Source organism: Actinomyces minihominis, from assembly GCF_900187855.1.
GTDB lineage: Bacteria > Actinomycetota > Actinomycetes > Actinomycetales > Actinomycetaceae > Scrofimicrobium > Scrofimicrobium minihominis.
On record NZ_FYEG01000005.1, the window covers coordinates 127,816 to 140,717 of the forward strand.

Consider the following 12,902-nt stretch of genomic DNA (forward strand, 5'->3'; position numbering starts at 1 on the left):
GACTAAACAACAAGCCTTAAGAAAAGTTACCTAGACGACCTTGCTGGACATGCACCAGTAAGGAAAAAACGTTGAGAGAACAACACATTGAAGCAGTCTTGAAGGCTCACATTGAAGCCCTGGGCGGGTTGTGCTGGAAACTAGTCTGCCCGGGAACCACCGGGGTGCCTGACCGGATATGCATGGTGGGCGGGCGCGTCGTGTTCGTTGAGGTAAAAGCACCGGGCGAAAAACCACGCCCCATCCAGAACCTGAGGATCCAGCAACTACGCAACCTTGGCTTCCACGTCACCGTCCTAGACAGCCTTGATGGGATTGATGAGGTGGCCCGTGCGCTACAAACCTCATGACTACCAGCAGCAGGCCACCAAGTTCATCCTCGACCACAATGAAGCAGCAGTGCTCCTTGGCATGGGTTTAGGCAAAAGCGTCATCTCGCTAACCGCGATCTGGGAACTCGTCCTCGACTACTTCACCGTCACCCGTGTCCTCGTCATAGCTCCTCTGCGGGTGGCTCGAGACACGTGGCCTGTAGAACTGGCGAAGTGGGACCACCTAGAAGGTCTCACCATGGCGGTCGCCGTCGGCACTAAACTCCAGCGGCTGAATGCTCTCGCGCAGGGTGCGATGGTGACGGTGATCAACCGAGAAAACATCCCCTGGCTGGTCGCACACTACGGGAATGCCTGGCCGTTCGACATGGTGGTGATTGACGAGTTGTCATCGTTCAAGAACCCGCGGGCGAAACGGTTCAAAGAACTCACCCGCGTCCGCCCCCACCTCAGTCGCATTGTTGGTTTGACGGGAACCCCAGCGGCGAACGGACTCATGGACCTCTGGGCACAATTCCGCCTCCTTGATGGTGGGGAGCGTTTGGGCCGGTACATCACGCACTACCGCAACCGGTGGTTCGTGCCGGATAAACGCAATGGCATGCAGGTCTTCACCTACAAACCCCGAGAGGGCGCAGAAGAAGGAATCTACATGGCGATAGCGGACATGACGGTTTCCATGAAGACCACGGACCATTTGCGGCTGCCGCCTCTGACGGTGACAACCCACATGGTGGAGATGTCTGAGAGGGAGGCCCGCACATATGACGAGCTGCGGAAAGATCTGGTGGTCACCCTCGACGGCCATGTCATTGACGCCGCTAACGCTGCCGCCCTCTCTGGAAAGCTTCTCCAGCTGGCATCCGGAGCGATCTACACGGCAGAGGGTGACACGGTCACGGTTCACGACCGGAAGCTCGACGCTTTGGAGGACCTGATCGAGGCCGCCAACGGCGAGGCTCTCCTGGTGGCCTATTGGTTCAGGCACGACAAGACGCGGATCCAGCAACGCTTCCCCGATGCCCGGGAGCTGAAAACCAGTGCCGACATTGCGGCCTGGAATGCGGGTGAGGTTCCGTTGGCGTTGATTCACCCCGCCAGCGCCGGGCACGGGTTGAACCTGCAAGCAGGCGGTCACTTGCTCGTCTGGTTTTCGCTTACTTGGTCTTTGGAGTTGTACCAGCAGGCGAACGCCAGGCTGTTCCGGCAAGGACAAGACCAGCCCGTCACCATCACCCACCTAGCGGTCAAAGACACGCTCGACGAAGCGGTACTCGCCGCGCTCGATGCCAAGGACACCACGCAGGAGCGGCTGATCGACGCCGTGAAAACCCAACTCAGTAAGGAGCAGTAATGCACGTAATGACTAAGTACCTGGACACCCGGGCCGCAGCGATCAGCGCTTTGCAGGACTTCTCTTTGATGGAAAGCCTGGCAGAGCTCCCAGCCGAAGAACTCGCAGGCCAGATGCGAGCTGACCTCACCGCGCCTGCTAGCCCTCGTTTGGACGGCATGCCCGGCGGGAATGACCCGAAGGCCGGTGAAGCACGCGTTTGCGCGACGCTGGACAAGATCGACTTCCTCGGTGAACGCAGGCGTCAGGCCCGGGAGTACCTGGATTGGTTCCTGCCCGCCTGGGCGCAGTTGACCGATGATGAGAGGTTCGTGTTGGAGACGTTCTTCCTGTCCGAGGGCAGCCAAGAAGAAGCCATCGCGACCATCAGTGACCGCTTCTACGTGGAGCGTCCCACCGTTTACAAACGGAAGAACCGCGCCCTGCAGCGCCTCGCCAAGGCTTTGTACGGGGTGTGAACCCGCAAGCGTCAAAAGGTGTCCTGAACGGGAGATGCTTTTTGACATTCCCGGATGAGAGTCTGTAGGTGGTTGAAAACTAGGAAACCTCGCAAGGCCCCAAGAAGCTCCACTGGCTCCGGCTTCTTGGGGCCTTCGCGTTCCCTGCTATGCGGCTTCGGACTCAAGCCGGTCAATAGTCTCGGCCAGCTCATCAAGGGCAAACCCCCACTGGTCGCAGGCGACCATGAAACCACTGCGCTGGCCGACCAGCCACATTCGTTCGAACTCCCAGCGATGCGAGTCTCGGACACGTGACTTCCGTACGAGCAAACCAAGACGGTGTGCGCGACGGCGAAGCGAGGGCAGTGAGATTGTTGTGGACATGACGGTACCTTTCGGGTCGGTTCAATAACTGAATCCGTGCCACGCCATGTCAAAACCAGGAGCGAACTCCTGTGCTCCCAACCCTAACAGCCATTAGGTGGTGTGTCCTGTATGCCGAGGTATCCCAAGCGTGGCTGCCAAACCTCTGGCTGCCCCGAGCTAACCAACGGCACGTACTGCGAAGCCCACCAACGCGAGGCCGACGAGCGCTACCGGAAGTTTGAGCGGGACCCGGAGATCAACAAACGCTATGGGCACGCGTGGAGGAAGATCCGCGCCGCCTACGTCGCCGAACACCCATTGTGCGAGGACTGCGAAGCAGACGGCAGGCTGACGCCGGTGCAAGAGGTCCACCACGTTGTTCCGCTGTCCCACGGTGGCACCCACGACCCAAACAATCTGCGATCCCTATGCAAGCCGTGCCACTCACGCCAGTCCGCGAAAGACGGAGACCGGTGGGGCACCAGGGGAAAGGTCTACTCGTACTAAACGCGAGGTTCACCGCTGCAGGAAAGAGAAACCTGGTCCTGTTTTGGAGGGGTGGGGCGGTCTGAATCTCTACAGGTCCTCTCACACGTCAGCGGGGTGGCCCGCCGCGTGCAAAGTTCCCGAATCAAACAGGGTATTGACCCAAGATCAGGGGCGGTTGCGCACCACGTGGTCCACGGCGCCTCCGAAATCACTCAGGTCAATGTTCTGTGGGGGAACAAGTCCGAAGTCATGGATGGCCAAGCAAAGATTTCTGCCGACTTCTTTTCGTAGCGCCTCGAGCTTCGCGGCTTGGACGATCGGGTCGGTGAGATCTGCCTCGCGCATGTAGTCTCGGCACGCTGTGGCTATTTCGCTTGCCGTTTCTGCTCCCTCTTCCGAGTCGCACGATGACTTGGTAGCGGTTGCCAGCGCGCGCACCGCTTTCACGGAGCTGAACACTTGTTTCGGATCTTCCCGATGTATCGCGCCCCAGAACGCCTCCTTGTCATCAATAAAGTCCATGAGTGTCTGGAGGTAGGCGGCGTCAGTCTGCACAAGGGAAGTGGAAACCCCGACACCAGTTGCGCTTATGCTCCCGCCGGTGATTTTTCTTTTCCATCGCTTTGGGCCTCGTGTAGCCATCCTCAGTCTTCTTTCGTTCGCCGCATCGTTGCTCGGGCACTTTAATCATCCCCCATTACGCGATCCAGAAAGGACCCTGACCAAAACATGGCAAAGGACGGGACCAACCGAGGCGGACGCAGAGTCCGTGCCGGGGCGAAACCTGACGCGTTGAACGAGAAGCTGCAGGCGGGTCGGCCTGCTACGCGGATGAGGGTTCCTGACCTGGACCCGTTCGATTTCGAGGGCGCCGATATCGGGGACGGTGCGATCCTTAATGGTGAACCGATGCCAGAGCCTTCGGGCTATTTGAGCGCTGAGCAGCGTGATGGCAAGCCGCTGGGTGCTGACTTGGTGTACCGGGAAACGTGGGATTGGTTGGACGCTCGTGGCTGCACTCAGTTCGTCTCCAAGCGCCTGATTGAGGCTTACGCGCAGTCTTTCGCCCGCTACGTTCAGTGCGAGGAGGCGATCTCCAAGTTCGGCCTTCTCGGCAAACACCCAACGACGGGCGCGGCGATCGCGTCCCCGTTCGTGGCGATGAGTCAGTCGTTTGGTAAGCAGGCGAACGTTTACTGGTACGAGATATACGAGATCGTCCGCGCTACCTGCACCACTGATTTCTCTGGTTCAACGCCAGGTGACGACATGATGGAGAAACTCCTCCAAGCCCGCAGCTAACCACCCTGTCGTTTCTTCTTCTTTTGCAGCATCCCAACCGTGGGGTGCTGTTTTTGTTTGCCCCATTTTTCAACCCTGAAAGTGAGAACCCTCTGATGCCTATCGTTCGAACCAGTGAGGCTGTGTGTGTTGGTCATCCCGACAAACTGTGTGACTTGATCGCTGACCGGGTCATTGACGACATCCTGTGGGAGGACAAGACGGCCCGCGTCGCCGTCGAGGTCCTGGCCGCGGGAAGGACAATCACGGTTGCTGGGGAGGTCACGTCGAGTGTGCGCCCGCGCATCCGGGATTCTGTGCGGCAAGCGTTGATCAAGGCTGGGTATGAGCCGTGCCGGTTCCGGATTCGCGTGCGGGTGCGCCGACAATCCCCAGACATTTCGGCTGGGGTCACGACTTCTCTTGAGGCGCGGGCTGGGGATGAATCAGCGTTCGCTTTGCAGGGTGCGGGCGACCAGGGCACCGTCTACGGCTACGCCACTTCGGAAACGAAAGAAATGCTGCCGCTACCCCTAGTGTTGGCTCACGACATTTGCAGGCGCCTCGACAAAGCCCGCCAGGATGGTTTGATCAAGGGCATCAAGCCGGACGGGAAAGCCCAGGTCAGCGTCACCTACGACAGTGTTGGCTGCCCGGTTGAAGTGTGTGCGGTGGTGGTGTCTGTGCATCATGATGCGAAGAAGGATTTGGTGGAGTTGGCGCGTGAGGTGAAGACCCTCGTCATCGCCCCTGCCTGCGAACCCCACCTCCCCATCGCGGGCAATGCTCATGTCTTGGTGAACCCGTCGGGGAAGTTCACGATCGGCGGGCCAACCGCGGACACGGGACTGACGGGGCGAAAACTCGCTGTGGACACGTATGGTGGGTTGGCGGCTCATGGGGGTGGCGCGTTCTCCGGGAAGGACGCCTCGAAGGTTGACCGGTCCGCGGCCTACATGGCACGCCTCATCGCCAAGACGATCGTCACGGCGGACTTGGCTGAGGAAGCGACGGTCGCGATTTCGTACGCGATTGGGAAAGCGGACCCGGTCGCGTTCAGCGTCGACACCGCGGGCAGTGGTCTTTACGCCGACGCCCTGTTGACGAAGGCCGCAAGCGCGGTGTTCCCGCTCCGCCCGGGAGCGATTGTTGACGCCCTGGATCTGCGCGGCCCCGGCCTCTCAAGGTTCTCTACGTATGGGCATTTCGGTGGTAGCGGGGCGTGGGAGAACGAGTACAAGTACAAGCGCCAGTTGGAAAATGAGGTGAACCGCCTTGCAAATGCAGCTAGAAACCATACCGATTGGTGATCTGACCCCAGCCGATTACAACCCGCGCAAAGCCCTGGCGCCTGGGGATCCGGAGTTCGACAAACTCAAACGCTCCCTCGACGAGTTCGGTTACGTCGAACCCGTCATCTGGAATAAGACCACCGGCCGCGTCGTCGGAGGCCACCAGAGAATCACCGCCCTCAAAGCCCTCGGCTACGAAGACGTCGACTGCGTTGTCGTCGAGTTAGACGAGACCCGCGAGAAAGCCCTGAACGTTGCGCTCAACAAGATCAATGGTGAGTGGGACCAAGACAAACTCGCCCTCCTAATCGCCGACCTCGATGCTTCAGATTTTGACGCCGAACTAACCGGCTTCGATGACGAGGAAATCCAAGCCATGATCGGCTCCCTCGACGAGACCGAAGTCGAGGATGACGGGTTTGATCTCACCGCCGCCCTAGAGGAAGCAGCGTTTGTGGAGCGCGGCGACATCTGGACCGTCGGCAGGCACCGCCTCGTCTGCGGCGACGCCACCAACGAGACGGACGTTCAAACACTTATGGGTGGGAAGAAAGCGAACCTGGTTCTCACCGACCCGCCCTACAACGTCGCCTTCGAATCCTCCGACGGGTTGAAGATCGCGAACGACAAAATGCAGGCAGACTCGTTCTACGACTTCCTCCACGCCGCCTTCACGCAGATGGCTGCTGCGACTGAGAAGGGCGGTAGCGCTTATGTGTTTCATGCGGACACGGAGGGCATGAACTTCCGCCGCGCCTTCGTTGACGCGGGCTTCCACCTCTCCGGGTGTTGCATCTGGGTGAAAAACTCCCTCGTCCTCGGCCGCTCCCCGTACCAGTGGCAACACGAACCCGTGTTGTTCGGGTGGCTCGGGAAGGGGAAGCATCGCTGGTATGCGGACCGGAAGCAGACCACGGTGTGGAACTTCGACAAGCCCCGCAAAAACAGTGACCACCCCACCAGTAAGCCACTTGATTTGTTGGCGTATCCGATTGGGAACTCCACCCAGGCCAACGCGATCGTGCTCGACACCTTCGCTGGTTCCGGGTCCACATTGATGGCGTGTGAGGCGACCGACCGGATCTGTTACGCGATGGAACTCGACGAAAAGTACACCAGCGTGATCCTGCGCCGCTATGCCGAGCACACCGGAGATGCCGCAGGTATCACCTGTCAGCGCGGTGGTAAGGAGTACGCGTATTTGGATTTGGTGCGCGAGGTCCAACGGGCAGGCGAGTGAACGAAATCCCTTGAAAACACTGGGGCTTCCGGCTTGCAATGTGCTCCGGGTAGAGCGTGTATGTACATGACCAAAAAGGCCCCACAACCTGGTGGGGACAGGCGGAAGGAGCCGGTCATGAAAACCCTGTTCACCCCACAGGCCAAGCAACCCCGGAAGCACCTAGCCCAGGTGATCGGCACGATCCTGGGCGGCATTAAACCCACATATCTTGGGGCGCCGTCCATGGCCTACCAAATCGGCCCCGTCACCCTGGATCGCAACTGGACCGTCACCTGGCCCGCAGAACTGCCCGCGCGGGACGTGGACCTGATCGAAGCGGTCGCCACCCAGGAAGGCTACGAAATCACCCGAACAGGCCAACCCGAAGAAGCTCCCGGGGAAGCCCCCACGGAGTCCCCCAGCGAACCATCCGGGAAGGATGTGGGGTTGACGCTGGAATTTCCCACCGGCGGGTGGGATGAGCGCACGCAGGTGAACCTGGTGGCGATGCTCGCCTCCAAACGCACCCTCATCGGAAAAGCCCTCGGCCTTGTCGCACTGCCGGTTGAGTTCACCAAAGACCAGGTTTCCTTCCCCTGGTTCACAAGCATGCCCGAACCGGAAGTAACCGAAGCGACCACCCAGCTGCTGACTGCGATGATCAAGGCCGCCAGCGCCGCTAAACGCGTTTCTCCTAAGCCACCCGCGGGTGGGAACGAGAAGTACGCGATGCGGTGCTTCCTGCTGCGCCTAGGGTTCATCGGCAACCAATACAAACCCGCCAGACGCATTCTGATGGGGAACCTTGAAGGGAACGCGGCGTGGGCCAACCCACCCGCACCGCAAGCGCCCCAGGCAGCTCAGGTCGCGGGGGTGACGGTATGAGCGCCAAGCGTGGGCAGCGGGTCCGCCTTGTCTACACGTCGGATCCGTATTCGGATTTACTTGCTGGTAGCGAGGGAACGGTCATGTTCGTTGACGCCCTAGGCACCGTCCACGTCGCCTGGGATTCGGGGTCCACCCTCGGCCTCATTCCCGGCGAAGACAAATGGGAAGTCACGCCGAATAGCAACACGATTCCTAGAGACATAGACCGCTAGAAATCGTTGGCATTACTGGGCAAACCGGCTGGATAGTGTGTGAAACCTATGGCTGTATGTACACAAGCAAACAAGCCAAAGGAGCGCAGGAAATGAACACCATCGAAACCCTGGAAAACCAGATCGCCACCCGCACCGAAATCAACTCGCCCTCAGTCATTTGGGCCTACGTGGTCACCAAAGAAACCGGGAACGAACACCTAGATTTCGGGGAGTACATTTCCGACACTGACATGCCGGGCCTGACCAAAGAGCTCGACGCCCTCGGAGTCGAGACTTTCACGGTCAGCGCCGGTCACACGGGCATGGCGGCCTTCCTACAGGGAATCTGCCAGCAAGGCTGGAACCTAACGGGAATCACCAACGTGAAAGAACGGTTCGCGGACATCCTCACCGGTGAACGCCGCGAGCGCCCCGCCTTCAAACTCGAACGCAACTAGCCCCGACTCACCCCCGAGAAGCCACCCCCCAAAGAAGGGGTGGTTTTCTCACGTCCACCACCCCAAAAACCAAGCCGAAATCTAGAGACGTAGACCGCTAGAAAACGTTGCAAACACTGGGGAAACCGGCTGGATAGTGTGGCGAACCTATGGCTGTATGTACATAAGCAAACAAGCCAAGAGGAGCCAAAGAAAATGAGAATTCCGACCTTCCAAGACACCTTCAACCGGTACGTCGAATGGAGCATCGAGCACCAGGAAATCCACCGCGAACTCGGCAAGTACTGCCGCAAACTCGGCCACGACTACGACGAAGTGGTCGAGCACATCAGCAGCGAAATCGCAGCCAACCGGTCAATCTAACAACCAACCAGAAAAACGGAGCCAAAAATGAATGCCACCAGCCACAAGGATGCCTACCAGGGAAGCCACTACACGATTCTTGGTGCCGGAGGTGACCTTGCCGAGTGGGTGGCGGGTTACAACAAGCTGCTCGCCGAGCAAGGGATCGGCACCCCGGTGTGCTGGGCGCAGACCACTGGGGAGAACATCAACAACTACGCCGCCACCCGCGGCACGGTCACTGACCCGTTTCAGGATGACCTGACGGTCCTGACCTTCCCCTTGGACGGCTTGCATGTCGGCAAGCTCGCGATGTTCAAACTCACCATGGGAGACCGCTGGTTCGATGACGTCATCGACAACATGGTCACCCGGGCCACGCCTGACGAGGACCGGGAAGCCCCCGAAGATGGCTGGGACGAGTAAGCCGACCGCGCGTGAGAGGCCACCCCGAGGGAGGGTGGTTTTCTCACGTACAGCGGCCCCTGAAAGCAAGCGGACACAGCTCCGTTTCTTAGAGATGTTGATCTCTAGGTTTCGTTGCAAATACAGGGGAAACCGGCTGGATAGTGTGCGAAACGTATGGCTATATGTACATACGCAAACAACACCTAAGGAGCCGGAAATGCGAAACAACGAAGAGACCTACACCTGGACCACCGAAGACCTCCAGGGCCACGTTGACCGCTGCTACGGGGCGGTCCTCCAACACGGAGATTACGTCCTGGTTTCCGACCTGGTTTGGATCAAAGGCGAAGGCCAAGTCAACGACGCAAGGGTCTACCGCCTCGCCGAACAGCCGGTCCCCGGGGTGCTTTCCACCTCAAGGTCGGCCATCGAATGCAAACTCGAACTGGTCACCCACGCCCGGCAGTCCTTCGAGGACGCAGGTCATGCCATTGCCTGGTGCCTCACCCAAATCTGAAACCACCTTCGAGCCAAGGAGCAAGAGCAATGCGAAACCTCTACACCCCCAGCCTGGAAGCCGACATCCGCGAAGCATGCGCAAACGCCGGGGCCGCAGAGCCCTTCCACAACCGAGATGACATCCTCGAAACCACCCTGGAAGACGGAGAAACCAAAGTGGTGTTCGTTCCCGACGAAGCCCTGCGACTGGTGTTCCAAACCCATGGGAAGCTCACCGGCAGTGTTGCCCTCAAAGGCCACATGGAAAACCCAGTGATGATCGCCCTGATCTTGGAAAACGCGAACATCTAAGCCACCAAGGCAACCAACCCCTCAGCCAAGCGGCTCGGGCGTGTTGCTCTGACAACTTCCCAAGCCTCGCATTCTGCGGGGCATTTTTGTTGCCCTGAAACCCGGAGAGGACGGCGATTGTGGGGAAGTTGAGTGCCACCGACGAACATCAGCGACGGTTTTCGCGGAACCAATCAAGAACCCCGCGGGCATCTTGAATGTGCTTCCGGCTTTCTCCAGTCTGTCCGTCATCGTCGCGATATGAGCTGGCTATCTCGATTCCAGGATCGTCAGTGAATGTCGTGGTCTGAGTGGTCTTCCGGGTGTACTTCCCGTCTGATGACCACCCGGTGTAACTATCAGATTCCGTTTCTGAGGTTCCGCGGTATTGGTCATAGTCATCTATGAAGTCACTCAGAAAGCCCGCTTCGTCATCAGTTAGGCGTGCTCGCGAGACGTCCAGATGCTCGCCAATTTTCGCACGCAGCCTTTTCTTTTCACTTCTATCCACAATGGCTCCCTTGTCGCGTTCTCAACGTGAGCCTACAAGAGATGAGATTTCATCGTCGGAGGGACGTTCATGCCGCACCGAGATTACAGGCCAACCCGGTTCCTGGCCGATGGCTCCCACTACGACAAGCGGCGCGCGGACTACGCGGTCGCGTTCATCCAAGCCTTGAAGCACACGAAAGGCCGGTGGGCGGGCAAGAACTTTGACCTGATCGACTGGCAAGAAAAGATCATCCGGGACTTGTTTGGCACCCTGAAAGCCGATGGGTACCGCCAGTTCACCACCGCTTACGTGGAGATACCGAAGAAGCAGGGCAAAAGTGAACTCGCCGCTGCCATCGCACTGCTGCTCACGTGTGCGGATGGGGAGGAACGCGCCGAAGTGTACGGGTGCGCGGCTGACCGCCAGCAGGCCAGCATCGTGTTCGAGGTCGCAGCCGACATGATCCGCATGAGTCCCGCATTGTCGAAGCGAGTGAAGATCCTCTCCAGTCAGAAGCGCATCGTTTACAAGCCGACCAACAGTTTCTATCAAGTGTTGTCGGCGGAGGCGTATTCGAAGCATGGCTTCAACATTTCCGGGGTCGTGTTCGACGAACTCCACACCCAACCCAACCGGGCGCTCTTTGATGTCATGACGAAAGGGTCTGGCGATGCCCGTACGCAGCCGTTGTACTTCTTGATCACCACGGCGGGCACGGACATTCACAGCATTTGCTACGAGCAGCACCAAAAGGCCCTGGACATTCTGGAGGGCAAGAAGGTCGATCCGACGTTTTACCCCGTGGTGTACGGGGCAGGTGCGGACGAGGACTGGACCAGCGAGGATGTGTGGCGTAAAGTCAACCCGTCCCTGGACATCACGGTGCCGATCGACAAAGTCCAAGCGGCGTGTGAGTCCGCGAAGCAGAACCCGGCCGAGGAGAACACGTTCCGGCAACTCCGGCTGAACCAGTGGGTGAAACAGAGTGTGCGGTGGATGCCGATGCACACCTGGAACAACAACCAAAACCCCGTCGACCTCTCCGACCTGGAAGGCCGCGTTTGTTACGGGGGTTTGGACTTGGCGTCGACTACGGACATCACCGCGTTCGTCCTCGTCTTCCCACCAACCCATGACGACGAAGCGTATGTGGTTGCCCCGTGGTTCTGGATCCCCGAAGACAACCTGAAACTGCGAGTCGCGCGTGACCATGTGCCGTATGACCTGTGGGAAAAACAGGGGTTCCTGAAAACGACTGAGGGCAACGTGGTCCACTACGGAGCCATCGAAGCCTTCATCGAAGAACTCGGCACCCGCTTCGACATCAGGGAGATCGCGTTCGACCGGTGGGGTGCTGTCCACATGAGCCAGAATCTTGAGGAGGCAGGGTTCACGGTGATCCCGTTCGGCCAGGGCTTCAAAGACATGAGCCCACCCTCCAAGGAGCTAATGAAGCTCGCCCTGGAAGGCAGGCTGCAGCATGGCGGTCACCCGGTGCTGTCGTGGATGGTCGACAACATTCACGTCCGCACCGACCCGGCGGGGAACATCAAACCTGACAAACAAAAGTCCACCGAGAAGATCGACGGTGTCGTCGCGACCATCATGGCCCTCGACCGCGCCATCAGAAACGGAGGAACACCCAGTAACTCCGTCTACGACACCCGGGGTCTACTCGTCTTCTAGTCGCTCACAAGCTCTAGGTCAGGGTCCAGGGTTACGACTGCTTGATCTCCTGCGTAGTCCTCGAATACCGCCCACCCGAAGTCGGAGTCTGGACCCGTGAATGCGGTCATCCAGGTCCCCGTTTCTCCCTTCATCAGACCGGTCGTGCATTCTTGGCCTTCGATCATCCCGGGTTGGTCGACCATCAGCATCTCAACGCCGTTGATGTCGTAGACGCGCAGGTTCATCATGTCGGGGCCGTGACATTCTTTCGTTACGGCTTCGTTGGTGTTGTTCGTCCATTCGATGTCAAAGAACCACAACCGGTTTCCATCTTGAGCCACGAAGTCTTCGGTCATCTCCGGGTAGCTCGACGGAATCTCGTCGCGCTCCTCGATGGTGCGAACTGTGATGTCTGCAGAGGGTAAGGAAATCAGCTGACCTACTGCGTTGGTCTCGATCAGGTTCGGTTCAGGTTCAGGCTCAGGTTCGGGATTGACTGGTGTCGTCGTTTCGGTTGTGGTCGAGGTGGATTCCTTGGAGGTGCCAGCGCTGTCGTCGGCCTTACCGCTGTCGGAACACCCTGCGGCACCAAAAACAAGGGCCGCCACCGCGCATGAAATCAGCATTACTCGCTTTGTTTTTCTCATGATTTCAGTTTAGTGCGCACCTCCGACAAGTTCCGTGCGGCCGATAGAAAGGGCATTCGCCATGGGTTTTCGTGACTGGTTTGTGCGTCGTCGTAAGGCTACGGATTTCGCACCGGCGGGTTCGTCGTATTCGTTTTTGTTTGGCCCGACCTCTTCGGGCAAGCAGGTGACGGAGCGCAGTGCGATGCAGATGACTGCCGTGTATTCGTGCGTGCGGATCTTGGCTGAAGCGGTGGCGG

At 58.9% G+C, this 12,902-nt stretch carries 19 protein-coding genes; 15 read left to right on the forward strand and 4 right to left on the reverse strand.

What is annotated here, in order from left to right; translation table 11 throughout:
- Window positions 1-71: 71 nt before the first annotated feature.
- The 3 genes from CS903_RS06655 to CS903_RS06665 are packed head-to-tail and all read left to right on the forward strand — an operon-like array spanning window position 72 to window position 2,144.
- A complete protein-coding gene (locus tag CS903_RS06655; RefSeq protein ID WP_099332770.1) occupies window positions 72-350 on the forward strand; it encodes a VRR-NUC domain-containing protein in 279 nt (92 codons plus the stop codon).
- Window positions 331-1,686: an SNF2-related protein gene (locus tag CS903_RS06660; protein WP_099332771.1), complete on the forward strand. Its 1,356-nt coding sequence runs from the start codon at window positions 331-333 to the stop codon at window positions 1,684-1,686. The genes CS903_RS06655 and CS903_RS06660 overlap by 20 nt, the downstream gene beginning before the upstream one ends.
- Window positions 1,686-2,144, forward strand: a complete 459-nt coding sequence (locus CS903_RS06665; RefSeq protein WP_099332772.1) for a hypothetical protein — start codon at window positions 1,686-1,688, stop codon at window positions 2,142-2,144. The genes CS903_RS06660 and CS903_RS06665 overlap by 1 nt, the downstream gene beginning before the upstream one ends.
- Before the next feature lie 147 nt (window positions 2,145-2,291).
- Here CS903_RS06665 and CS903_RS09310 read toward each other — a convergent pair whose 3' ends face one another.
- Window positions 2,292-2,510 carry a hypothetical protein gene (locus CS903_RS09310; RefSeq protein WP_129587615.1) on the reverse strand — a complete coding sequence of 73 codons (219 nt, stop codon included), beginning with the start codon at window positions 2,508-2,510 and terminating at the stop codon, window positions 2,292-2,294.
- A 111-nt stretch (window positions 2,511-2,621) separates the two neighbouring features.
- Here CS903_RS09310 and CS903_RS06670 point away from each other — a divergent pair, with 111 nt between their 5' ends.
- Window positions 2,622-2,999 (forward strand): HNH endonuclease, encoded by a 378-nt coding sequence (locus CS903_RS06670; RefSeq protein WP_099332773.1) that lies wholly within the window; start codon window positions 2,622-2,624, stop codon window positions 2,997-2,999.
- Between the two features lie 147 nt (window positions 3,000-3,146).
- On the opposite strand, the gene CS903_RS06675 is transcribed toward CS903_RS06670, so the two are convergent.
- Window positions 3,147-3,623, reverse strand: a complete 477-nt coding sequence (locus CS903_RS06675; protein ID WP_099332774.1) for a DUF6650 family protein — start codon at window positions 3,621-3,623, stop codon at window positions 3,147-3,149.
- An 87-nt stretch (window positions 3,624-3,710) separates the two neighbouring features.
- On the opposite strand from CS903_RS06675, the gene CS903_RS06680 reads away from it, so the two are divergent.
- From CS903_RS06680 to CS903_RS06725, 10 genes are all read left to right on the forward strand, one after another.
- Window positions 3,711-4,283 (forward strand): P27 family phage terminase small subunit, encoded by a 573-nt coding sequence (locus CS903_RS06680; protein WP_099332775.1) that lies wholly within the window; start codon window positions 3,711-3,713, stop codon window positions 4,281-4,283.
- A 95-nt stretch (window positions 4,284-4,378) separates the two neighbouring features.
- Window positions 4,379-5,572, forward strand: coding sequence for a methionine adenosyltransferase (gene metK / locus CS903_RS06685; RefSeq protein ID WP_099332776.1), 1,194 nt, complete (start codon window positions 4,379-4,381; stop codon window positions 5,570-5,572).
- On the forward strand, window positions 5,544-6,794 hold the full coding sequence (locus tag CS903_RS06690; RefSeq protein WP_099332777.1) for a site-specific DNA-methyltransferase: 1,251 nt from the start codon (window positions 5,544-5,546) through the stop codon (window positions 6,792-6,794). Before metK ends, CS903_RS06690 begins: the two co-directional genes overlap by 29 nt.
- 117 nt (window positions 6,795-6,911) lie before the next feature.
- Complete coding sequence (locus CS903_RS06695; RefSeq protein ID WP_099332778.1) at window positions 6,912-7,661, forward strand: hypothetical protein; 750 nt, start codon at window positions 6,912-6,914, stop codon at window positions 7,659-7,661.
- Entirely contained in the window at window positions 7,658-7,876 is a 219-nt protein-coding gene (locus tag CS903_RS06700; RefSeq protein WP_099332779.1) for a DUF4314 domain-containing protein, read from the forward strand. The genes CS903_RS06695 and CS903_RS06700 overlap by 4 nt, the downstream gene beginning before the upstream one ends.
- Window positions 7,877-7,968: 92 nt before the next feature.
- Entirely contained in the window at window positions 7,969-8,316 is a 348-nt protein-coding gene (locus CS903_RS06705; protein ID WP_099332780.1) for a DUF7698 family protein, read from the forward strand.
- A gap of 195 nt (window positions 8,317-8,511) precedes the next feature.
- Complete coding sequence (locus CS903_RS09385; protein WP_164996705.1) at window positions 8,512-8,679, forward strand: hypothetical protein; 168 nt, start codon at window positions 8,512-8,514, stop codon at window positions 8,677-8,679.
- Window positions 8,680-8,706: 27 nt separating this feature from the next.
- Complete coding sequence (locus CS903_RS06715) at window positions 8,707-9,084, forward strand: hypothetical protein (protein ID WP_099332782.1); 378 nt, start codon at window positions 8,707-8,709, stop codon at window positions 9,082-9,084.
- Window positions 9,085-9,283: 199 nt separating this feature from the next.
- The gene (locus CS903_RS06720; protein WP_099332783.1) at window positions 9,284-9,583 is read left to right on the forward strand and encodes an Nmad4 family putative nucleotide modification protein; all 300 of its coding nucleotides are present in this window, start codon (window positions 9,284-9,286) and stop codon (window positions 9,581-9,583) included.
- Window positions 9,584-9,612: 29 nt separating this feature from the next.
- Window positions 9,613-9,876: a hypothetical protein gene (locus CS903_RS06725; RefSeq protein ID WP_099332784.1), complete on the forward strand. Its 264-nt coding sequence runs from the start codon at window positions 9,613-9,615 to the stop codon at window positions 9,874-9,876.
- A gap of 148 nt (window positions 9,877-10,024) precedes the next feature.
- On the opposite strand, the gene CS903_RS06730 is transcribed toward CS903_RS06725, so the two are convergent.
- Window positions 10,025-10,366 carry a hypothetical protein gene (locus tag CS903_RS06730; protein ID WP_099332785.1) on the reverse strand — a complete coding sequence of 114 codons (342 nt, stop codon included), beginning with the start codon at window positions 10,364-10,366 and terminating at the stop codon, window positions 10,025-10,027.
- Between the two features lie 69 nt (window positions 10,367-10,435).
- On the opposite strand from CS903_RS06730, the gene CS903_RS06735 reads away from it, so the two are divergent.
- Window positions 10,436-12,034 carry a terminase large subunit gene (locus CS903_RS06735; RefSeq protein ID WP_099332786.1) on the forward strand — a complete coding sequence of 533 codons (1,599 nt, stop codon included), beginning with the start codon at window positions 10,436-10,438 and terminating at the stop codon, window positions 12,032-12,034.
- On the opposite strand, the gene CS903_RS06740 is transcribed toward CS903_RS06735, so the two are convergent.
- On the reverse strand, window positions 12,031-12,663 hold the full coding sequence (locus tag CS903_RS06740; protein WP_129587617.1) for a hypothetical protein: 633 nt from the start codon (window positions 12,661-12,663) through the stop codon (window positions 12,031-12,033). The genes CS903_RS06735 and CS903_RS06740 overlap by 4 nt on opposite strands.
- Window positions 12,664-12,902: the final 239 nt, after the last annotated feature.

What these genes read in the sequence shown, in the direction of transcription:
- CS903_RS09310 (WP_129587615.1), bottom strand. Translation starts at nt 2,510, where the DNA reads ATGTCCACAACAATCTCACTGCCCTCGCTTCGCCGTCGCGCACACCGT.
- metK (WP_099332776.1), top strand. Translation starts at nt 4,379, where the DNA reads ATGCCTATCGTTCGAACCAGTGAGGCTGTGTGTGTTGGTCATCCCGAC.
- CS903_RS06675 (WP_099332774.1), bottom strand. Translation starts at nt 3,623, where the DNA reads ATGGCTACACGAGGCCCAAAGCGATGGAAAAGAAAAATCACCGGCGGG.
- CS903_RS06735 (WP_099332786.1), top strand. Translation starts at nt 10,436, where the DNA reads ATGCCGCACCGAGATTACAGGCCAACCCGGTTCCTGGCCGATGGCTCC.
- CS903_RS06670 (WP_099332773.1), top strand. Translation starts at nt 2,622, where the DNA reads ATGCCGAGGTATCCCAAGCGTGGCTGCCAAACCTCTGGCTGCCCCGAG.
- CS903_RS06705 (WP_099332780.1), top strand. Translation starts at nt 7,969, where the DNA reads ATGAACACCATCGAAACCCTGGAAAACCAGATCGCCACCCGCACCGAA.
- CS903_RS09385 (WP_164996705.1), top strand. Translation starts at nt 8,512, where the DNA reads ATGAGAATTCCGACCTTCCAAGACACCTTCAACCGGTACGTCGAATGG.
- CS903_RS06715 (WP_099332782.1), top strand. Translation starts at nt 8,707, where the DNA reads ATGAATGCCACCAGCCACAAGGATGCCTACCAGGGAAGCCACTACACG.
- CS903_RS06690 (WP_099332777.1), top strand. Translation starts at nt 5,544, where the DNA reads ATGCAGCTAGAAACCATACCGATTGGTGATCTGACCCCAGCCGATTAC.
- CS903_RS06695 (WP_099332778.1), top strand. Translation starts at nt 6,912, where the DNA reads ATGAAAACCCTGTTCACCCCACAGGCCAAGCAACCCCGGAAGCACCTA.
- CS903_RS06680 (WP_099332775.1), top strand. Translation starts at nt 3,711, where the DNA reads ATGGCAAAGGACGGGACCAACCGAGGCGGACGCAGAGTCCGTGCCGGG.
- CS903_RS06740 (WP_129587617.1), bottom strand. Translation starts at nt 12,663, where the DNA reads ATGAGAAAAACAAAGCGAGTAATGCTGATTTCATGCGCGGTGGCGGCC.
- CS903_RS06700 (WP_099332779.1), top strand. Translation starts at nt 7,658, where the DNA reads ATGAGCGCCAAGCGTGGGCAGCGGGTCCGCCTTGTCTACACGTCGGAT.
- CS903_RS06720 (WP_099332783.1), top strand. Translation starts at nt 9,284, where the DNA reads ATGCGAAACAACGAAGAGACCTACACCTGGACCACCGAAGACCTCCAG.
- CS903_RS06725 (WP_099332784.1), top strand. Translation starts at nt 9,613, where the DNA reads ATGCGAAACCTCTACACCCCCAGCCTGGAAGCCGACATCCGCGAAGCA.
- CS903_RS06665 (WP_099332772.1), top strand. Translation starts at nt 1,686, where the DNA reads ATGCACGTAATGACTAAGTACCTGGACACCCGGGCCGCAGCGATCAGC.